This window comes from Enterobacter sp. Bisph1 (assembly GCF_000814905.1).
In the GTDB taxonomy this organism is placed as follows: Bacteria; Pseudomonadota; Gammaproteobacteria; order Enterobacterales; family Enterobacteriaceae; genus Kosakonia.
The window spans coordinates 63,058-79,578 of sequence record NZ_JXAG01000029.1 but is presented as its reverse complement, the minus strand read 5'-3'; the positions used below and the strand labels follow the sequence as shown (position 1 = coordinate 79,578).

The 16,521-nt window shown below is 56.4% G+C and carries 16 protein-coding genes and 1 pseudogene; 3 read left to right on the top strand and 14 right to left on the bottom strand.

The annotated features are described in order from the left end of the window. Nucleotides 1-4: 4 nt before the first annotated feature. The 3 genes from treC (at nucleotide 5) to nrdG (ending at nucleotide 4,932) form a co-directional block, all read left to right on the top strand. On the top strand, nucleotides 5-1,660 hold the full coding sequence (gene treC / locus RW65_RS05020; protein WP_039055575.1) for an alpha,alpha-phosphotrehalase: 1,656 nt from the start codon (nucleotides 5-7) through the stop codon (nucleotides 1,658-1,660). Between the two features lie 377 nt (nucleotides 1,661-2,037). After that, nucleotides 2,038-4,173, top strand: coding sequence for an anaerobic ribonucleoside-triphosphate reductase (gene nrdD / locus RW65_RS05015; protein WP_039055572.1), 2,136 nt, complete (start codon nucleotides 2,038-2,040; stop codon nucleotides 4,171-4,173). Between the two features lie 294 nt (nucleotides 4,174-4,467). Next, nucleotides 4,468-4,932, top strand: a complete 465-nt coding sequence (nrdG, locus tag RW65_RS05010) for an anaerobic ribonucleoside-triphosphate reductase-activating protein (RefSeq protein WP_039055571.1) — start codon at nucleotides 4,468-4,470, stop codon at nucleotides 4,930-4,932. 9 nt (nucleotides 4,933-4,941) lie between these two features. Here the strand turns inward: nrdG and RW65_RS05005 are convergent. From RW65_RS05005 to pmbA, 14 genes and pseudogenes are all read right to left on the bottom strand, one after another. Beyond that, nucleotides 4,942-5,223 (bottom strand): annotated as a pseudogene (locus tag RW65_RS05005) (type II toxin-antitoxin system RelE family toxin); the annotation flags it as partial. Further along, entirely contained in the window at nucleotides 5,213-5,455 is a 243-nt protein-coding gene (locus RW65_RS05000) for a type II toxin-antitoxin system RelB/DinJ family antitoxin (protein ID WP_039055569.1), read from the bottom strand. The gene RW65_RS05000 and the pseudogene RW65_RS05005, both read right to left, overlap by 11 nt. Before the next feature lie 228 nt (nucleotides 5,456-5,683). Continuing rightward, nucleotides 5,684-7,594, bottom strand: a complete 1,911-nt coding sequence (locus RW65_RS04995; protein WP_039055568.1) for a BglG family transcription antiterminator — start codon at nucleotides 7,592-7,594, stop codon at nucleotides 5,684-5,686. Between the two features lie 14 nt (nucleotides 7,595-7,608). Next, a complete protein-coding gene (locus RW65_RS04990) occupies nucleotides 7,609-8,757 on the bottom strand; it encodes a lactonase family protein (protein WP_039055567.1) in 1,149 nt (382 codons plus the stop codon). A gap of 59 nt (nucleotides 8,758-8,816) precedes the next feature. After that, on the bottom strand, nucleotides 8,817-9,557 hold the full coding sequence (gene dagF / locus RW65_RS04985) for a 2-dehydro-3-deoxy-phosphogluconate aldolase (protein WP_039055566.1): 741 nt from the start codon (nucleotides 9,555-9,557) through the stop codon (nucleotides 8,817-8,819). Further along, nucleotides 9,554-10,672 (bottom strand): DgaE family pyridoxal phosphate-dependent ammonia lyase, encoded by a 1,119-nt coding sequence (locus RW65_RS04980; protein ID WP_039055565.1) that lies wholly within the window; start codon nucleotides 10,670-10,672, stop codon nucleotides 9,554-9,556. Before RW65_RS04980 ends, dagF begins: the two co-directional genes overlap by 4 nt. After that, complete coding sequence (locus tag RW65_RS04975; protein ID WP_039055564.1) at nucleotides 10,656-11,789, bottom strand: amidohydrolase/deacetylase family metallohydrolase; 1,134 nt, start codon at nucleotides 11,787-11,789, stop codon at nucleotides 10,656-10,658. The genes RW65_RS04980 and RW65_RS04975 overlap by 17 nt, the downstream gene beginning before the upstream one ends. Before the next feature lie 42 nt (nucleotides 11,790-11,831). Next, nucleotides 11,832-12,473, bottom strand: coding sequence for a DUF4310 family protein (locus tag RW65_RS04970; protein WP_039055563.1), 642 nt, complete (start codon nucleotides 12,471-12,473; stop codon nucleotides 11,832-11,834). A 9-nt stretch (nucleotides 12,474-12,482) separates the two neighbouring features. Further along, complete coding sequence (locus tag RW65_RS04965; protein WP_039055562.1) at nucleotides 12,483-13,259, bottom strand: DUF4311 domain-containing protein; 777 nt, start codon at nucleotides 13,257-13,259, stop codon at nucleotides 12,483-12,485. A 50-nt stretch (nucleotides 13,260-13,309) separates the two neighbouring features. Next, nucleotides 13,310-13,606, bottom strand: coding sequence for a DUF4312 family protein (locus tag RW65_RS04960; RefSeq protein WP_039055561.1), 297 nt, complete (start codon nucleotides 13,604-13,606; stop codon nucleotides 13,310-13,312). 2 nt (nucleotides 13,607-13,608) lie between these two features. Continuing rightward, nucleotides 13,609-13,971 (bottom strand): SFCGS family glycine-rich protein, encoded by a 363-nt coding sequence (locus RW65_RS04955; protein WP_039055560.1) that lies wholly within the window; start codon nucleotides 13,969-13,971, stop codon nucleotides 13,609-13,611. Between the two features lie 10 nt (nucleotides 13,972-13,981). Continuing rightward, complete coding sequence (locus RW65_RS04950; protein WP_082022407.1) at nucleotides 13,982-14,317, bottom strand: glycine dehydrogenase; 336 nt, start codon at nucleotides 14,315-14,317, stop codon at nucleotides 13,982-13,984. Between the two features lie 359 nt (nucleotides 14,318-14,676). Further along, nucleotides 14,677-15,063, bottom strand: coding sequence for a cytochrome b562 (gene cybC, locus RW65_RS04945; protein ID WP_039055557.1), 387 nt, complete (start codon nucleotides 15,061-15,063; stop codon nucleotides 14,677-14,679). A gap of 56 nt (nucleotides 15,064-15,119) precedes the next feature. Next, the gene (pmbA, locus tag RW65_RS04940) at nucleotides 15,120-16,472 is read right to left on the bottom strand and encodes a metalloprotease PmbA (protein WP_039055556.1); all 1,353 of its coding nucleotides are present in this window, start codon (nucleotides 16,470-16,472) and stop codon (nucleotides 15,120-15,122) included. Nucleotides 16,473-16,521: the final 49 nt, after the last annotated feature.

Here is a 16,521-nt window from a genome sequence, read left to right as displayed (position 1 = left end):
CATTATGACTACCCTTCCCCACTGGTGGCAGCACGGCGTTATCTACCAGATCTACCCAAAAAGTTTTCAGGACACCACCGGCAACGGCACCGGCGATCTGCGCGGGGTGATTGCGCGCCTCGACTACTTGCAAACCCTCGGCGTTGACGCGATTTGGCTGACGCCGTTTTATATCTCTCCGCAGGTTGATAACGGCTACGACGTCGCCCATTACACCGCTATCGACCCGCTCTACGGCACGCTGGAGGACTTTGACGAACTGGTCGCCCAGGCGCACCAGCGAGGTATCCGCCTGGTGCTGGATATGGTGTTTAACCATACGTCCACGCAACATGCCTGGTTTCAGGCGGCGCAGGATCCTCAAAGCCCCTACCGCGCGTTCTATATCTGGCGCGATGGCGATCCTCAAACGCCGCCCACGAACTGGCGTTCCAAATTTGGCGGCAGCGCGTGGCGCTGGCATAGCCAGAGCGAACAGTATTATCTGCACCTTTTTGCGCCGGAGCAGGCGGATCTTAACTGGGAAAACCCGGCGGTACGCGAAGAGATTAAAAAAGTGTGCGCCTTTTGGGCCGATCGCGGCGTCGACGGTTTGCGCCTCGATGTGGTGAATTTAATCTCTAAACAGCAGGATTTCTCCGACGATGAATTTGGCGATGGTCGACGCTTTTATACGGATGGCCCCCGCGCCCATGAATTTTTGCAGGAGATGAGCCGTGAGGTCTTTCACCCGCGCAATCTGATGACGGTTGGGGAAATGTCCTCCACCAGCCTTGAACATTGCCAGCGCTATGGCGCCCTCGACGGCAGTGAATTGTCGATGACCTTTAACTTCCACCATCTTAAAGTCGACTATCCCAACGGCGAAAAATGGACGCTGGCAAAACCTGATTTTGTGGCGTTAAAGGCGCTGTTCCGTCACTGGCAGCAAGGGATGCATAACGTCGCATGGAACGCGCTATTTTGGTGTAACCACGATCAGCCGCGCATTGTGTCGCGCTTCGGTGATGAAGGCGCGCTGCGGGTGCCCGCGGCAAAAATGCTGGCGATGGTGCTGCACGGTATGCAGGGCACGCCCTATATTTATCAGGGCGAAGAGATCGGCATGACTAACCCTCACTTTGCGCGTATTACCGATTATCGCGACGTGGAAAGCCACAATATGTTTGCCGAACGCCGCGCCGCCGGAGACGAACCGGAGGCGTTACTGGCGATCCTCGCCAGTAAATCCCGGGATAACGGGCGCACGCCGATGCAGTGGACGGCGCGCAAAAATGCCGGTTTCACCACCGGCGAGCCGTGGATCGGCCTGTGCGATAACTATCGCGAGATCAACGCTGAAAACGCCCTTAGCGACAGTGATTCGGTGTTTTATACCTACCAGACGCTGATCCGCCTGCGCAAAGATCTGCCGCTGCTGACCTGGGGGGATTATGCCGATCTGCTGCCGGAAAACCCGCATCTGTGGTGCTACCGCCGTCAGTGGCAGGGGCAAACGCTGTTGGTTATCGCCAACCTCAGCAATCAGTGTCAGACGTGGCAGCCGCAAGCGCAGCCCGGCGACTGGCAGCCGGTTATCAGCAACTATGCGGAAGTGTCGTCTGCCCCTTGCGAAATGACGCTGCGCCCCTTCGAAGCCATCTGGTGGCATCAAGCCTGATTTGTTGCTTTTTACACCTTAAGACAGCAGGTTAATCCTGCTGTTTTTGTTTATTTTTCAACCGAAAAGAGAACGGAAAAATTTACATTGCGTGCGAATGCCCACCCTCTGCGCTGTCCGCTTTTTACTTTGTTCTGAGTCAATAAAATCGCAAACATGTTTGATGCAAATCACTATATATAGAAACTAGAATGCACCTCGGCCCAATATGTTGTATTTAACGTCTATTATTCATTCAAATCGAGCGCCCGAAAAGCGATGCGCGCTGTGAATAACACGGGCCAAAACAGGACGAACTTATTGGTTTTAATAATGAATAATCCGCCAGTCGGTGCGTCCTTACCTTGTGGATAACCTGTTTTGTAAATGGAGTAATAATGACACCGCATGTGATGAAACGAGACGGCTGTAAAGTGCCGTTTAACTCAGAGCGCATTCAAGAAGCCATTTTGCGTGCAGCTAAAGCAGCGGAAGTCGATGACGCCGACTATTGCGCCACCGTCGCGGACGTGATTCGTAGTCAGATGCAGGGCCGATCGCAGGTTGATATCAGCGAAATTCAGACCGCCGTTGAAAACCAACTGATGGCAGGCCCCTATAAACAGCTGGCACGCGCCTACATTGAGTATCGCCACGATCGCGATATCGCTCGTGAGAAACGCGGCCGTCTGAATCAGGATATTCGCGGGCTGGTTGAGCAGACCAACTCGGCGCTGCTTAACGAGAACGCCAACAAAGACAGTAAAGTGATCCCGACCCAGCGTGATTTGCTGGCGGGGATTGTCGCCAAGCACTATGCGCGCCAGCATCTGCTGCCACGCGATGTGGTTCTGGCCCATGAACGCGGCGAGATCCACTACCACGATCTGGACTATTCGCCCTTCTTCCCGATGTTCAACTGCATGCTTATCGATCTGAAAGGCATGCTGACCCACGGCTTTAAGATGGGTAATGCCGAGATTGAACCGCCAAAATCGATCTCCACCGCCACCGCGGTAACCGCGCAGATTATCGCCCAGGTCGCCAGCCATATTTATGGCGGCACCACTATTAACCGTATCGATGAAGTGCTGGCACCGTTTGTCGCGGCAAGCTTCGATAAACACCGTAAAGTCGCCGTTGAATGGGATATCGCGGATGCCGAAGGCTATGCGCGCAGCCGCACCGAGAAAGAGTGTTACGACGCCTTCCAGTCGCTGGAATATGAAGTTAACACCCTGCATACCGCTAACGGCCAAACCCCGTTTGTGACCTTCGGCTTCGGACTGGGCACCAGCTGGGAATCCCGTTTGATCCAGCAGTCTATTCTGCGTAACCGCATTGCCGGGCTGGGCAAAAACCGCAAAACCGCCGTGTTCCCGAAACTTGTATTTGCGATTCGCGACGGTCTAAACCACAAGGCGGACGATCCGAACTACGACATCAAACAGCTGGCGCTGGAGTGCGCAAGCAAGCGTATGTATCCCGATATCCTCAATTACGATCAGGTAGTGAAAGTCACCGGTTCGTTTAAAACCCCGATGGGCTGTCGCAGCTTCCTCGGCGTGTATGAAGAGAACGGGGAGATGATCCACGACGGGCGTAATAACCTCGGCGTGATCAGCCTTAACCTGCCGCGTATTGCGCTGGAAGCGAAAGGGGATGAAGCCGCGTTCTGGACGCTGCTGGATAGCCGTCTGCAGCTGGCGCGTAAAGCGCTGATGACCCGTATTGCCCGGCTGGAAGGCGTGAAAGCGCGCGTTGCGCCGATTCTCTATATGGAAGGGGCCTGCGGCGTGCGCCTGAAAGCGGACGACGATATCGCGCCAATCTTTAAAAACGGTCGCGCCTCTATTTCGCTGGGTTATATCGGTATTCACGAGACGATTAATGCGCTGTCGGGCAATAAGCATATTTATGACAGCGAAGCGCTGCGGGCGAAAGGTGTGGCGATTGTTGAGCGTCTGCGCCAGGCGGTTGAGCAGTGGAAAGAAGAGACCGGCTACGGTTTTAGCCTTTACAGTACGCCGAGCGAAAACCTGTGCGATCGCTTCTGCCGCATCGATACCGCTGAGTTTGGCGTCGTGGAAGGCGTAACCGATAAAGGTTATTACACCAACAGTTTCCACCTCGACGTGGAGAAGAAGGTCAATCCGTACGACAAAATCGATTTTGAAGCGCCGTACCCGCCGTTAGCCAGCGGTGGCTTTATCTGCTACGGCGAGTACCCGAATATTCAACACAACCTGCGCGCCCTCGAAGATGTGTGGGATTACAGCTACCAGCATGTGCCCTATTACGGCACCAACACGCCGATCGATGAGTGTTACGAATGCGGTTTCACCGGCGAGTTCGAATGCACCAGCAAAGGCTTCACCTGTCCGAAATGCGGTAATCACGACGCCTCGCGCGTCTCCGTTACCCGCCGCGTCTGCGGCTATCTCGGCAGCCCCGACGCGCGCCCGTTCAACGCCGGCAAGCAGGAAGAAGTAAAACGCCGCGTAAAACACCTCGGCAACGGGCAGATTGGGTAAATCGGTAAACCGAAAATTAGTATATTTGTCTGCGATCTATCCGCCAGTGAACATGCCCGCAGGGGCATGTTTTTAATCGCTACAATGCCATCGGGCACTTTTCCTCACAGCAGTTGGTGTTGTAGCAAGGCGGCAAACGAGTAAATCCCGGGGAGCTTACTCTAGTAAGTGACCCGGGTGAACGAGAGCGGCCAACGCGGCTACAGCGCCAAATGCGCAGAGGAAAATGACCCGGGTGCACACGCGTAGCTCACGCCGTTATGGCTTCAATTGATAAGCGGATAAGAAGGAAAGATGAGATATCACCAGTATTATCCTGTCGACATCGTGAACGGCCCCGGCACCCGCTGCACCCTCTTCGTCTCCGGCTGCGTCCACGAATGCCCCGGCTGCTATAACAAAAGCACCTGGCGGCTGAATTCCGGCGAGCCGTTTACCCCTGAGATGGAAGCGCGCATCATCGCCGATCTCAACGACACGCGTATCAAACGCCAGGGTATTTCCCTCTCCGGCGGCGATCCGCTGCACCCGCAAAACGTGGCGGATATTTTAAGGCTGGTCACCCGTATTCGCGCCGAGTGCCCCGGGAAAGATATCTGGGTATGGACCGGCTATAAAATGGATGAACTGAACGATGCCCAGCGGGAAGTGGTTGCGCTGATTAATGTGCTGATCGACGGTAAATTTATCCAGGATCTAAAAGATCCGATGCTTATCTGGCGCGGCAGCAGTAACCAGGTCGTGCATCACTTGCGCTAAAAACCACTCCAGCCGCTTGCCGGTTTCACGGTAAACAGCGGCTTTTTCACGTTTGCCAATGGCAACGACAAACACCGTCACCACCTTGTCTCTTACCTGGTAGATCAAACGATATCCGGATGCCCGGAGCTTAATCTTATAGCAGTCCGGAAAATGACGAAGCCGGGCGTTGTCCGGCTGCGGATTGCGCAAAACGTTACGCAGCTTCTTTTTGAACTGGGCTTTGATCGTGGCGTCCAGCTTGTTCCATTCCCGGTATGCGCGCGGATCAAACTCCAGTTCATAAGTCATCCAGCTTAACCCTGATACCTTTTTGCGGGTTCGCCAGCCGCTCTCTCACAATGCGCAGTAGCGCTTCTTCATCGTCGCTCACGGTGACGGTTTTAAGCGGCATACGCCCGTTCTCCGCGACATACTGAAACAGTAGCCGAACGGCTTCCGTGGGGGTGATATCGAGTTTTTGCAGCACGCTATACGCCTCCTCTTTAAGTTTGTCATCCAACCGAACATTAAGCGTCGCCATTATGCCTCCAGTAAAATACGATGTGTAATGCAATATAGCATTACATTTGAATTACAGGGTAATTTGGATAGCGGCTCGCAAAATTCCACTGCGGGCTCCCCCAGGGAGAGACGAAAAGAGGTAAACCGTAACGATAGGAAGGTGTTGACGCAGCAAGCCCGACCTACGAAAAATTCCCCCTAGCTGCCCTTTTGCCGCAGGGTTTCTCCCGTACGCAGGATGTGAAAATTAAAATCGGCTCAGGGATTCCATCGCCACACTTTTAAAGGTGGCGAAGTCGGCGCAGGCGCACAGCCGCGCCGTAACCCGCTCGCGCAGGAAGGTGACGAAAATATCGTAGATCGCCATCGCCTCTTCATATTCGCTCTTGCTGATCGCCAGCAGAAAAATAACGTTGGCGGTTTCATCCCCCCACGCAATCCCCTGCGGAGCCAGCACGGTGTAAACCACCGTTTTTTTCGCCAGCAGCCCCAGCGCATGCGGCAGAGCGATTCCCTCACCGAGCAGGGTGCTAACAATCGCTTCACGCTCGACCACCGAATCAAGAAACTCCGCGTCGACATAGCCCTCGCTCTGCAACTGCTGGCACAGGGATTTGAACAGCGTCTGTTGATCCACCGCGCCGTCAATAATGCAAAAATGGGCGGCATCGAAATACTTCTCCAGCATCCACGGGCGCGTTCTGTCCACCAGCACCAGTTTGCCAATCTGCTCAAGCTGGTACTCACTGGGGAACGGCGCAATGGTGACGATCGGTTTATCCTTTTCGCTCACGCGGGCGGTGGAGATAACAAAATCTTCCGCAATATCGGCGCATTGTTCGTAATCGCGCAGGGTAACGGTGCGCGTCACCACGATCTGCGGATATTTGCGCGCCAGCACTGCTTCAATCATCCGCGCCATTGCGTTCCCGGCATCGCACACCAGCAGCACCCGCGGCTGGCGCTGATAGCCAATGTTGTAATGGCGCTCCAGACCGACGCCGATATGCAGCACTAAAAAACCAATCTCGTTTTCGCTTATCACATACGGCGTATATTTGCCCCAGCTTGAGACCGCCGCCAGCGTCATATCCCACGCCATCGGATAGTGCTGCTTAATATTATCCAGCAACGGATTGGGGATCATGATTTGGTAGCGCACGCGGGTGATCATGGTTTTGATATGCGTGAGCAGGTCCGCATGCAGCTGCTCGTCGTTTTGCAGGTTGTAGTTATAGTGACTATTGATGTAGCCGAGGATGTAATTGACCAGCGTTTCGTCATCATCGGCGCTAATGGCGCTGGGGGCAATTTCCTGTACGCGCCGCCCGGCGATATGCACCCGCAGCCAGTGCTCTTCCGCCGCCGCCAGCGGTTTTCCCGCCAGTTGCTGCAGGGCGGCGGTGATATCCCGCGCCGCATCACGCACGCTCTCATCGCCATCTTCGGCGCTGAATTCCGACAGCGGATAGCCCTCGCTGATGCGCCGCACCGCCACCGCGCAATAGAGGCGAATAAACAGATCGCCTTCATCCGTCAGGCGAATGTGATGGCGATTAAAGCAGTCGTGCAGGATGGCGGCCAGCGCCTCCGGCACGCCCGGATTGAGCGCCTCTTCGGTGATCAGCGGGTTCTCTGCGTTCTGCTGCGCCAGCTCCCATAACAGGTCCGTCAGGCATGCGCGCAGGGCCATTTCGCTGCCAAACAGTTTCATACCGTGGCGCGGCCGGGTTTCCAGCGTCAGGCGATAGCGGGAAAACCACTCGCGCACCTCGGTCATATCATTTTGCAGCGTCGCACGGCTGACGAACCACTCATCCGCCAGATCTTCAAGCTTCAGCGAAAAAGCAGAGGTGAGAAAACGCACCACCAGATAGTGCACACGCTCCGACCCACTGCGCGGAATACGCAACGCGCGCGGGCGCGCCGCCTGTAAGTTCTGATAACGCGCGGCATCGTCGATTTTCAGCTGATAACCGCTGCCGCGGATCAAAATAAACTGCGCCCCATGATGCAGCAGCAGAGCGTTAAGCGCGGTGATATCGGCCCGAACGGTACGCGTCGAGACCGACAAGCGTTGCGCCAGCTCATCCTGCGGTAGCGTCTCGTTTTGCAGCATCATAAACAGCTGCGCTAAACGTTGGTTCGGGAATCGCACATCTCTCTCCAGGCTTAAGGGTGAGAAGAAATAACCATTTGGGATGGGCTACCCACCGGCGTGTAATCCGGCTCAAAACGCAGTTTACCCCCGTCAGTAACATGAAAACGGGTGATGTTATCGCTGCGCTGATTCATCACATACAGCCAGCGGCCATTCGCGGAAAGGGTCAGCGTGCGCGGATAATCGCCGCGTGTCCATACATCATTCTGGTGAATGAGTGAGCCATCCCCTTTCACCGTAAAGTGCGCGATGCTGTTATGCAACCGATTGGCGACATACAGCTGTTTGCCGTCGCGGCTTAGCACCAGACCGGCGGCAAAGCTGGTGCCCTTATACTCTTTTGGCAGGGCCGAAAAGGTTTGGCCCGCCTGTAACGTGCCGCGGGCTTTATCCAGCCGGTAATAGGTGAGCGTTGAGGCTTCTTCATTAATTAGCCACAGGCCATCGCCCTGCGGCGTAAAGACAAAATGGCGCGGCCCCGCCCCTTTTGAAGAGGCGTCGATAAAGGGCGGATCGTTGGGCGTCAACCGGCCCGTTTTGCTGTCCAATTGATACTGATAAATACGATCCAACCCCAGATCGGTAGAAAAGACGAATTTCCCGCTCGGATCGGCGGCGATCATATGGGCGTGCGGGCCGTTGTGATCGCTAATGGCAAAGCTGCCTTCCACCGCCGCCTGCGGTTTTGCCGCCCCCGCATCGCCCTGATGCTGGTGCGTATCGACCGCCTCGCCCAAACTGCCGTCCTCTTTCACCGGCAGCACGGCAATCGATCCGCTGATGTAATTCGCCACCAGTAAAAAGTGGCCGTTGGGCGTCAAAGAGAGATACACCGGCCCGGCCCCGCCGGAAGCGACCTGATTCAGTACGCTCAGTTCACCGTTAACGTTAATCCGCAGCGCCTGCACCGTGCCCTTTTCCACTTCGCTGGCGAGATAAAGGGTTTTGCCATCCCGCGCAGCGGTCAGCTGTGCGGCATTCGCTAGCGGGCTGACGAGGGTTTTATCCTTTAACGCGCCGGATTGCGCATCAACGGTAAAACGGTACAGCCCTTCCCCGTTGGGATTGTAGGTGCCGACCCAGGCATACTGCGTTTGCGCCATGGCGCTGGTCGCCAGTAAAGAGAGGGAAGCGGCAAGCAGAGAACGAGCGGTAAGCATGGTGACTCCTTACGCGTAGAGAAGAGGGTTTCCCTCCCACAGACGGGAGGGAAGGACTTTTACTGTACTAACGCTTTAGTCATCGCCAGCAGCTGGCGAACATCCGCCGGGCGCGTGTCGCCGCTCGCCTTATCAATAATTGAGCTGTAGATGTGCGGAATGATTTTGCTGACGCCCGCATCAAGGGCGATCTGCAAGATCTCACTGAAGTTATCCAGATCGATGCCGCCCGTCGGCTCCAGCCAGAAATCATGCTTCGCGCAGGCCTGCGCAACCGCAGTAAACTCTTCGCGGCACGCCAGCCCGCCCATCGGGAAGTATTTAATCGAGCTGCCGCCCATATCTTTCAGCAGCGCAATGGCCGTTTCCACCGGCACAATGCCGTCCGCCGCCTGGCTGCTCAGCGGCCCGGTGGAGATTTTCACCAGGCCCGGCGTGCCGGTTGGCGACACCAGACCGTTCACCACCGTGTCGTTCTGGCCGAGCAGCGCGCGGCTGGTTGCCACGCCGGTAAAGACCTGGTTAACGTGCTGCGGCTGTACCTCGCGGGAAATGGCGCTGACCATCGCCGACTGGTTAGGATCCCCTGCGCCGAGGCCAACGGAGAGGGCGTTATCAATGCGCGCCGCGTAATCGCGCATATCCGCCACCGCGCTCGCCACATCCGGGTAGTTTTTTGATAAAACGCCCACCAGCACATGGCCTTCGGCGGTTTCATAAATAGCGCTGGCGTTCTCTTTGCTGCCTGCCAGCACGTTCAGGCAGACGCGATCGCGGTAAAAATTTGGCGTCAGTTTCATGCATGAGCTCCCTTATTCAACTCTTCGCCGATACGGCGGTAGATAATCTCCAGCTGCTCAGCGCTGACGCTGCGCACATCGGCTTCGATAATCCCTTCATTGGCTTTGTAACCGCGAAAATAGATAGCGTATTCGCCCTGCTTGAGTCGGCTGACCAACTCACCGGTGGCTACACCAGTCGTCGCTTCATCAAACTTGATCTCGCTGCGCGCAATATCGCGCCCGGCGCTATCCCACACCACGCGGGCGGTTACGCCATTTAACGTATTGAGCTGGTCGATAAACGGCGTCATTTTGGCGACCATCTCCGCCCCGCTCTCTTTCGTCGCGCTTAAGTAGTGCTCAATGGCGCAGGTCAGGCCGAGAATGCCCTCTTTGCCCACCTTCATCGCGCGGCCAATGCCCGCCGTCTGGCGCTTTACCCACTCAACATATTGGGTTTTGCCGATTACCAGACCGCTGGTTGGCCCCTCAATCGCCTTCGCGCCGCTGTAGATAACCAGGTCGGCACCGGCGCGGTAGTAGCACTGCAGATCCTCTTCCGCCGCCGCATCAACAATCAGCGGCAGATTATGTTTGCGCGCGACAACTGCCGCCTGCTCTACGCTGAGCATGCTTTTCTGTACGCAATGATGGGATTTGATAAACAGGATCGCCGCCGTACGCGGTGAAATGGCTGCCGCCAGTTGTTCGGCAGAACATTCATTGGCGTAGCCCGCTTCCACCATTTTGCCGCCGCCCAGCGCCACCATCGTCGACACCGGTGCGCCAAAGTTCACGTTGTGCCCGCGCGGCAGCACAATCTCATTGTTCTCAATCGGTGTGCTATGCAGGTTTTCCAGCAGCCAGTCGCTGTCGCGCACCAGCACCGCTGCGACCGACTGGGCGATCCCCGCCGACGCGCACGACACCACCGTTGCGCCTTCTACGTCCAGCAGTTGGGCAATATAAGCACCGGTTTTATTCACCAGATCTTTCATTTCAAAGTAGTGATTCATGCCGCTGAGGACGGCGTCCACCACTTCCGGGCGCGGTGTGGAAACGCCAAGGGCGGTCATGCGCCCGGAGGCGTTAATCACTTGTTTAAGCTGGTACTTTTCATAAATCGAAGGCATGTTCTGCACTCCCTTGTTCGGTCAGATAGCCCTTACCGGCGCGAATGGCGGCAAGGGGCACGAGGATCTGGTCAGCCTGTAACGTCTCATCTTCCGCATCGGTGAACAGCACCGGCTGGCGTCGAAGATCGAAAATCGTCAGATCGGCGTCGTAGCCCACGGCGAGACGCCCTTTTTGCTGTAGCCGCAGCCCCTCGGCTGCGCGATCCGTCACGCAGGCGATCACCTGCGGCAGCGACATGCCGATGGCGAGGAATTTGGACATCACCTTCGCCAGCGAGCGCACCGGCCCATTAATGCGGTTGCGGCAGTAGATATCGGAGCTGATGGTGTGGGGCAAAATCCCCCGCGCCAGCGCCTGTTTTGCCACCGCAAAGCTGAAACTGGCGCTGCCGTGGCCCACATCGAGGCGCACGCCGCGTGAAATAGCGCGCGTCACCGCTGCGCGCAGCTCGCCCTCGGGGGTTAAAATGCGGTTCGGCTTGCCGTTATAGCAGTGGGTAATGATGTCGCCGGAGGTCAGCAGCTCGGCAATCTCGTCGAGATTGGGCGGGTTATTACCAATATGTACCATCAGCGGCAAATCGCCGTTCTGTTGCTGAATCTCTTTGGCGCGTTGCAGCGGCGCAATGCCGTTGTCGCCGACCACGCTGCTGCTCATCCGCGCTTTCAGGCCGACGATAAAATCCGGGTGACGCTTCACCGCCTCGCGCACGGCTGCGGTGTCGATATTGTCCATCTTCGCCAGCTCGTTTTGCGCAATCAGCCCGACGCGGGAGATATTCAGCAGAGCGTAAACTTCCGTCGTTGCCTGACGGGTAATGGCGTAAAAGTCATCAATGTCGTCCGCGCCGGTGCTTCCGGCATCAATCACCGTGGTGACGCCCGTTTGGATGCCGACGCTGTCTGGTTGGTCATGATAAATGGGTGAATTGGGGTAACAGTGCACATGGGAGTCGATCCATCCGGCGCTCACGTAATGTTCGCCGTGCAGATCCACGGTTTTCGCCGCCGGGTCGGTAATCTCGCCGAGGGCGACAATTTTGCCCGCCGCGATGGCGATATCCGTCACCGTATCGTCAACCAGACGCGCCCGGCGCAGGAGTAAATCAAACATACATCTCTCCAGGAGTGACGGGCGCCGCAGCGCCCGTGTGTATCAGAGGGCTATCGGGAAAAGGGAGCCCAACAGCATCGCACCCAGGATAGCGCCGCCGGTGATCGGTTTCTGCCACAGGTAGAACAGCAGCGCGCCAACCAGCGAACCGACGCCAATCGGAATCGACGCGGTCATTGCGCTGAGGATAATCAGCGGACCCAGGAAACGACCGGAGGCGTTACCCGCGCCCATCATCACATCCGCGCCATAGGTCGAGTCGCTTTGGTTGATGGTGAACTTACGCGCCAGGATAATCAGGTAGCCAATCGCCACGCCGATAATCAGGCCGGTTGCCAGCGAGGCGATAAAGTTCGCCACCGGGAAGACAAATCCCGCGCCCAGCAGCAGCGCCGGAACGCCCAGCCCGACACCGGTCTGGATCGCGCCGCCGATGTCGAGAATACCGACCAGCGATCCTTCGATAATGCGCGCAAAGAGGAAGCTTGCGCCAAACGCGGCGACCGCGCCGTAAACACCGGTATCCATCCCGGCGCGCAGCATCGAGACAAACGCCACTTCGTTAAACGCGCCGATGCCGTACAGATAGTACATATGCGTCCCGGCGAAGACGCCGGAGGAGAGCAGGCCAACGAAGATCGGGAATGACCAGTCGGCATACCAAAAGCCTTTATTCTGTTCCATCTCGGTTCCTTACTTGCCGCTGAGCGAGTTGTGGATGAGTTCGAGCCAGTTCGGCGCGCTCAGATTGAAGGAGGCGATCATTTTCAGATCGAAGCCGCGGAAGAAGGCGCTCAGGACAAACAGCGCAACAATGGCGGTCATCATCACTTTGGTGACGCGATTCCAGCCGCTCTCTTCCACCCCTTTACCGATCAGAATGCCCAGCACCAGACCGGGAACGGCGTTACCCATGATCAGCTGCGCTGCGCCACCGAAAACCGTGGCCCAGAAACCGGATTTTTTGCCCGCATCAATCGCCGCCAGCCAGAAGATCACCGGCATCACGGTGTTAACCAGCAGGTTAGCCGCCGGGACCAGCACTTTCACCGCCGTCACCTGCAAGGCCGCCGGTACGGAAGAGGCCGTCAGGTTGAGGAAGGTGACGACCACCATGCCGATTAGTCCGCAGGCGATAGCCATCTTTTTCGGGTCATGCAGGGTTTCGCCGACGTTGCGGTTTTTCACCATCAATGCCGCCGCGCCCCAGTTGGGAATAATGCGGTGATCGACGTCCTGGGTAAAAGAACCCGCTGCGACGGATGAGGCCCAGGCGTTAAAGAAGAACCCCAGGCCAAAGGAGAAGTGCGATGCCGGATCCCCTTCGCAGGAGTTCAGTTCGCCCAGTGTACGAAACGCGCCCATCCCTTGAGTGGTCGGCGCATGGAACATGCGTGCAGCCCCTGCGCCCACGCCGACGCCCACCAGGCCGCCGATAATGAGCGATTTTATTAGTATGATTAAGAACATCAGTCTGCCCTCTTCTACCCTGTGCAAAAACGCACGGGGTATGCGTTGAGTTATGTCGTGACGAAATCCACTTTATCGAGATTAATGGCGGTCACGTTGACGGTAACGTCCAGCTCCACGCTGTACGCGCGTCGTACACGACGCAGAAAGAGAAACAAAAAAGCCTCTTTGCGCGTCGTTTCCTGCGCCTGAACAACCTGCACGTCCTGTGGCTCAATACGCAGTAAAATGTGCGGCGACGCTTTCATCACCGCGGCCTGAACATGGTTCAGCGCATCGGCGAAGGCGCGCGATTTCGTATCGCCCTTGCCGCTTACCCTGACCGTGGTGGTGAATTGTTCTTTCATAGTTATGCGCCGTATTTTTTCTGCCACGCCTGCACCAGGCGCTCGCCTAACTCTTCTTTATCCATAAAGCCAAAGCCCAGCACGTTGCAGCCTTCATTGATGGCGGTCACGCCCTCTTCGACGGAGCGCATGCCGTATTTGGCTTTATAGCCGTATTTATTCTGTGCGGTGATGGCACCCGCGCCGCCACTGCCGCAAAAAGAGATGCCGAAGGTGGCGTTTTCGGTTTTCATCACGTCACCCAACTTCATATCCGCCGCGACGCCCGGCACGACAACCGCACGGCCGCCCGCTTTTTCCACACCAGCCGCTACTTTCTGACCTTTTCCCAGACGATCGCCGATTACTACGGTAATTTGTTCCATTTTTCGCTCCTTAAAGGTTATCTTTCGCCACTTCGAAGTGCACTGACAGCAGCCAGGCCTCTTCTTCTGGAAGATTGCCGAATGCCGCCACGACGTCGCGGGCGAGCTCCATTGAATCCGCCGAGATTTCATCAAACAAGCTGGCGTCCACTTCTGGCAGCGGCTCGCCGGTCACCGACCGGTGCGCCATTGCGCGGACATGAGAGGTCAGCATCTGCTGCTGCACCGCATTCGGCGTGATGTTTTGATCGCTAAGCAGGGCATACACCTGCGCCAGCATGCGTTCAGCGAGGGTTGCCGTTTGCCGGACCTGCTCCGCGTCGTTCATTACCGCTCCGTTATTCACTCGTCGTACCCCGTTAATGGCTTCAGAATCACACTAACGCCGCGGGTTGAGAGTTTGTAGCGAGGAGTTTTCCACTTCGAAGTGGAAACAGAGCAGGCATTAGTGATCTGCACCACAGAAACGGGCAAGTCGGGGATTTTTCACTGTATCGGAGTCACAAGTTTGCGCAAAAGCCGCGGAAATTGGCGGCGCGAAAGCACAATGAAATAGCGGATCAAAGGGGAAAAGTGTGAAGTGGATAAGGTTTGCTTATTGCTGCTCAGGTTGCGCAGCGAAGAGGCCATAAACGGTATTTCTGGGCATAGCTGCCAGCGTAAAAAAGCGGGGCGCTGGCCCCGCTTCGTCCGGGCTATACCCGCTTAACGGTATTTTTTGTGATAGGTGTTGCGAGTGTCAACGAAGCCTTTGGCGGCGTCTTGCGCCTCTTTCACCTTACCTTCGTTCGCCAGCTTCATTGCGCCGTCGATCTGCCCGACCAGAATATCAAAGCCGTGACGATAATCTTTCATCTCCGCGCTGTCCGCCCCTTTGTTTTCAAGCTTTGGCGGTGTGGCTTTTTGCGCGTCGAGCGCAGCGCTACGCATTTTGGCTAAGGCATCTTTCATCTCGCCCGCGTCACTGGTTTTCTGCACCACTTTAAGATTGCTATTCAGAGTATCCATATCATCTTCGAGATCGGCGGCGAACACCGACGATCCGAGAAACAGCGATGAGACAGCCAGGATCGCTAACAGGTTTTTACGCATTGCTCACTTCCTTTTTTATTATTCACGCTTAAGGCGCAGCACTGTGCGCCACGGAGTTATTGTCCGGCGATTTTCATCTCCGGGAGTAACACTGAACCACACTGAATATTACTGCGGTGTTCGATATCGTCACCAACGGTAACAATATTACGCCACATATCTTTCAGATTTCCTGCAATGGTAATTTCGCTCACCGGATACTGAATTTCACCGTTTTCCACCCAGAAACCGGACGCACCGCGCGAATAATCGCCGGTAATGCCGCTCACGCCCTGCCCCATCAGTTCGGTCACCACAAGCCCGGTGCCCATCTCTTTCAGCATCTGTTCGAAACTCAAACCGCGCCCGCCGATGCGCCAGTTGTGGATACCGCCTGCGTGACCGGTGCTTTTCAGTCCCAGTTTACGCGCGGAGTAGTTGGTCAGCAGCCACTGCATCAGTACGCCATCTTTGACGATGTCACGGCGCTCGGTACGCACCCCTTCGCTGTCGAACGGCGACGAGGCCAGCCCTTTCGCCAGATGCGGATGCTCTTCAATCGTCAGCCACTCCGGCAGGATCTGCTTGCCAAGATAATCCAGCAGGAAGGTGGATTTACGGTAGACGGCACCACCGGCAATCGCCCCCACCAGGTGACCAAACAGCCCGGTCGCCACTTCATTGCTGAAAATCACCGGCGCTTTCATCGTCGACAGCTTGCGCGGCGACAGGCGCGACAGGGTGCGGCGCGCGCACTCTTCGCCCACCCACTCCGGCGTTTGCAAATCATGAATATCGCGGCTGATGGTGTAAGCGTAATCGCGCTCCATATCGCCATTCGCTTCGGCAATCACACAGCTCGACATCGAATGACGGGTGGAGCAGTAGCTTTGCAGCATACCGTGGCTGTTACCAAACACTTTAATACCGTAATGGCTGTTGAAGCTGCCGCCTTCGGTATTATTGATACGTTTATCCGCTTTCAGCGCCGCCTGTTCCGCACGCGCGGCCCATTCGATGGCTTCGTCGGGGGTAACTTCCGCCGGGTGGAACAGATCCAGATCGGGTGCTTCGAAGGCCAGCAGCTCTTTTTCCGCGACGCCTGCGAACGGATCCGGCGAGGTGTAACGTGCAATATCCAGCGCCGCCTGCACGGTGCGGGAAATCGCCTCCGGGCTGAGATCCGTCGACGATGCGCTGCCTTTGCGGTTCTGATGATAAACCGTGATGCCAAGCGCGCCGTCGCTGTTAAATTCGACATTCTCTACTTCGCCGTAGCGGGTACTGACGCCGATCCCGGTGGTTTTGCTGACGGCCACTTCCGCGCCGTCTGATTTGCCGGAGGCTAATTCCAGCGCCAGGGATACCGCCTCTTCCAGCGTTTTGCGTTGTTGTGCAACTTGTGTGATGACTTTCATTGCCAATGCCATAATTAAAGGAGAGATTCTTTGAAGTCTAACAGAGAACCGTTTTTCAGTG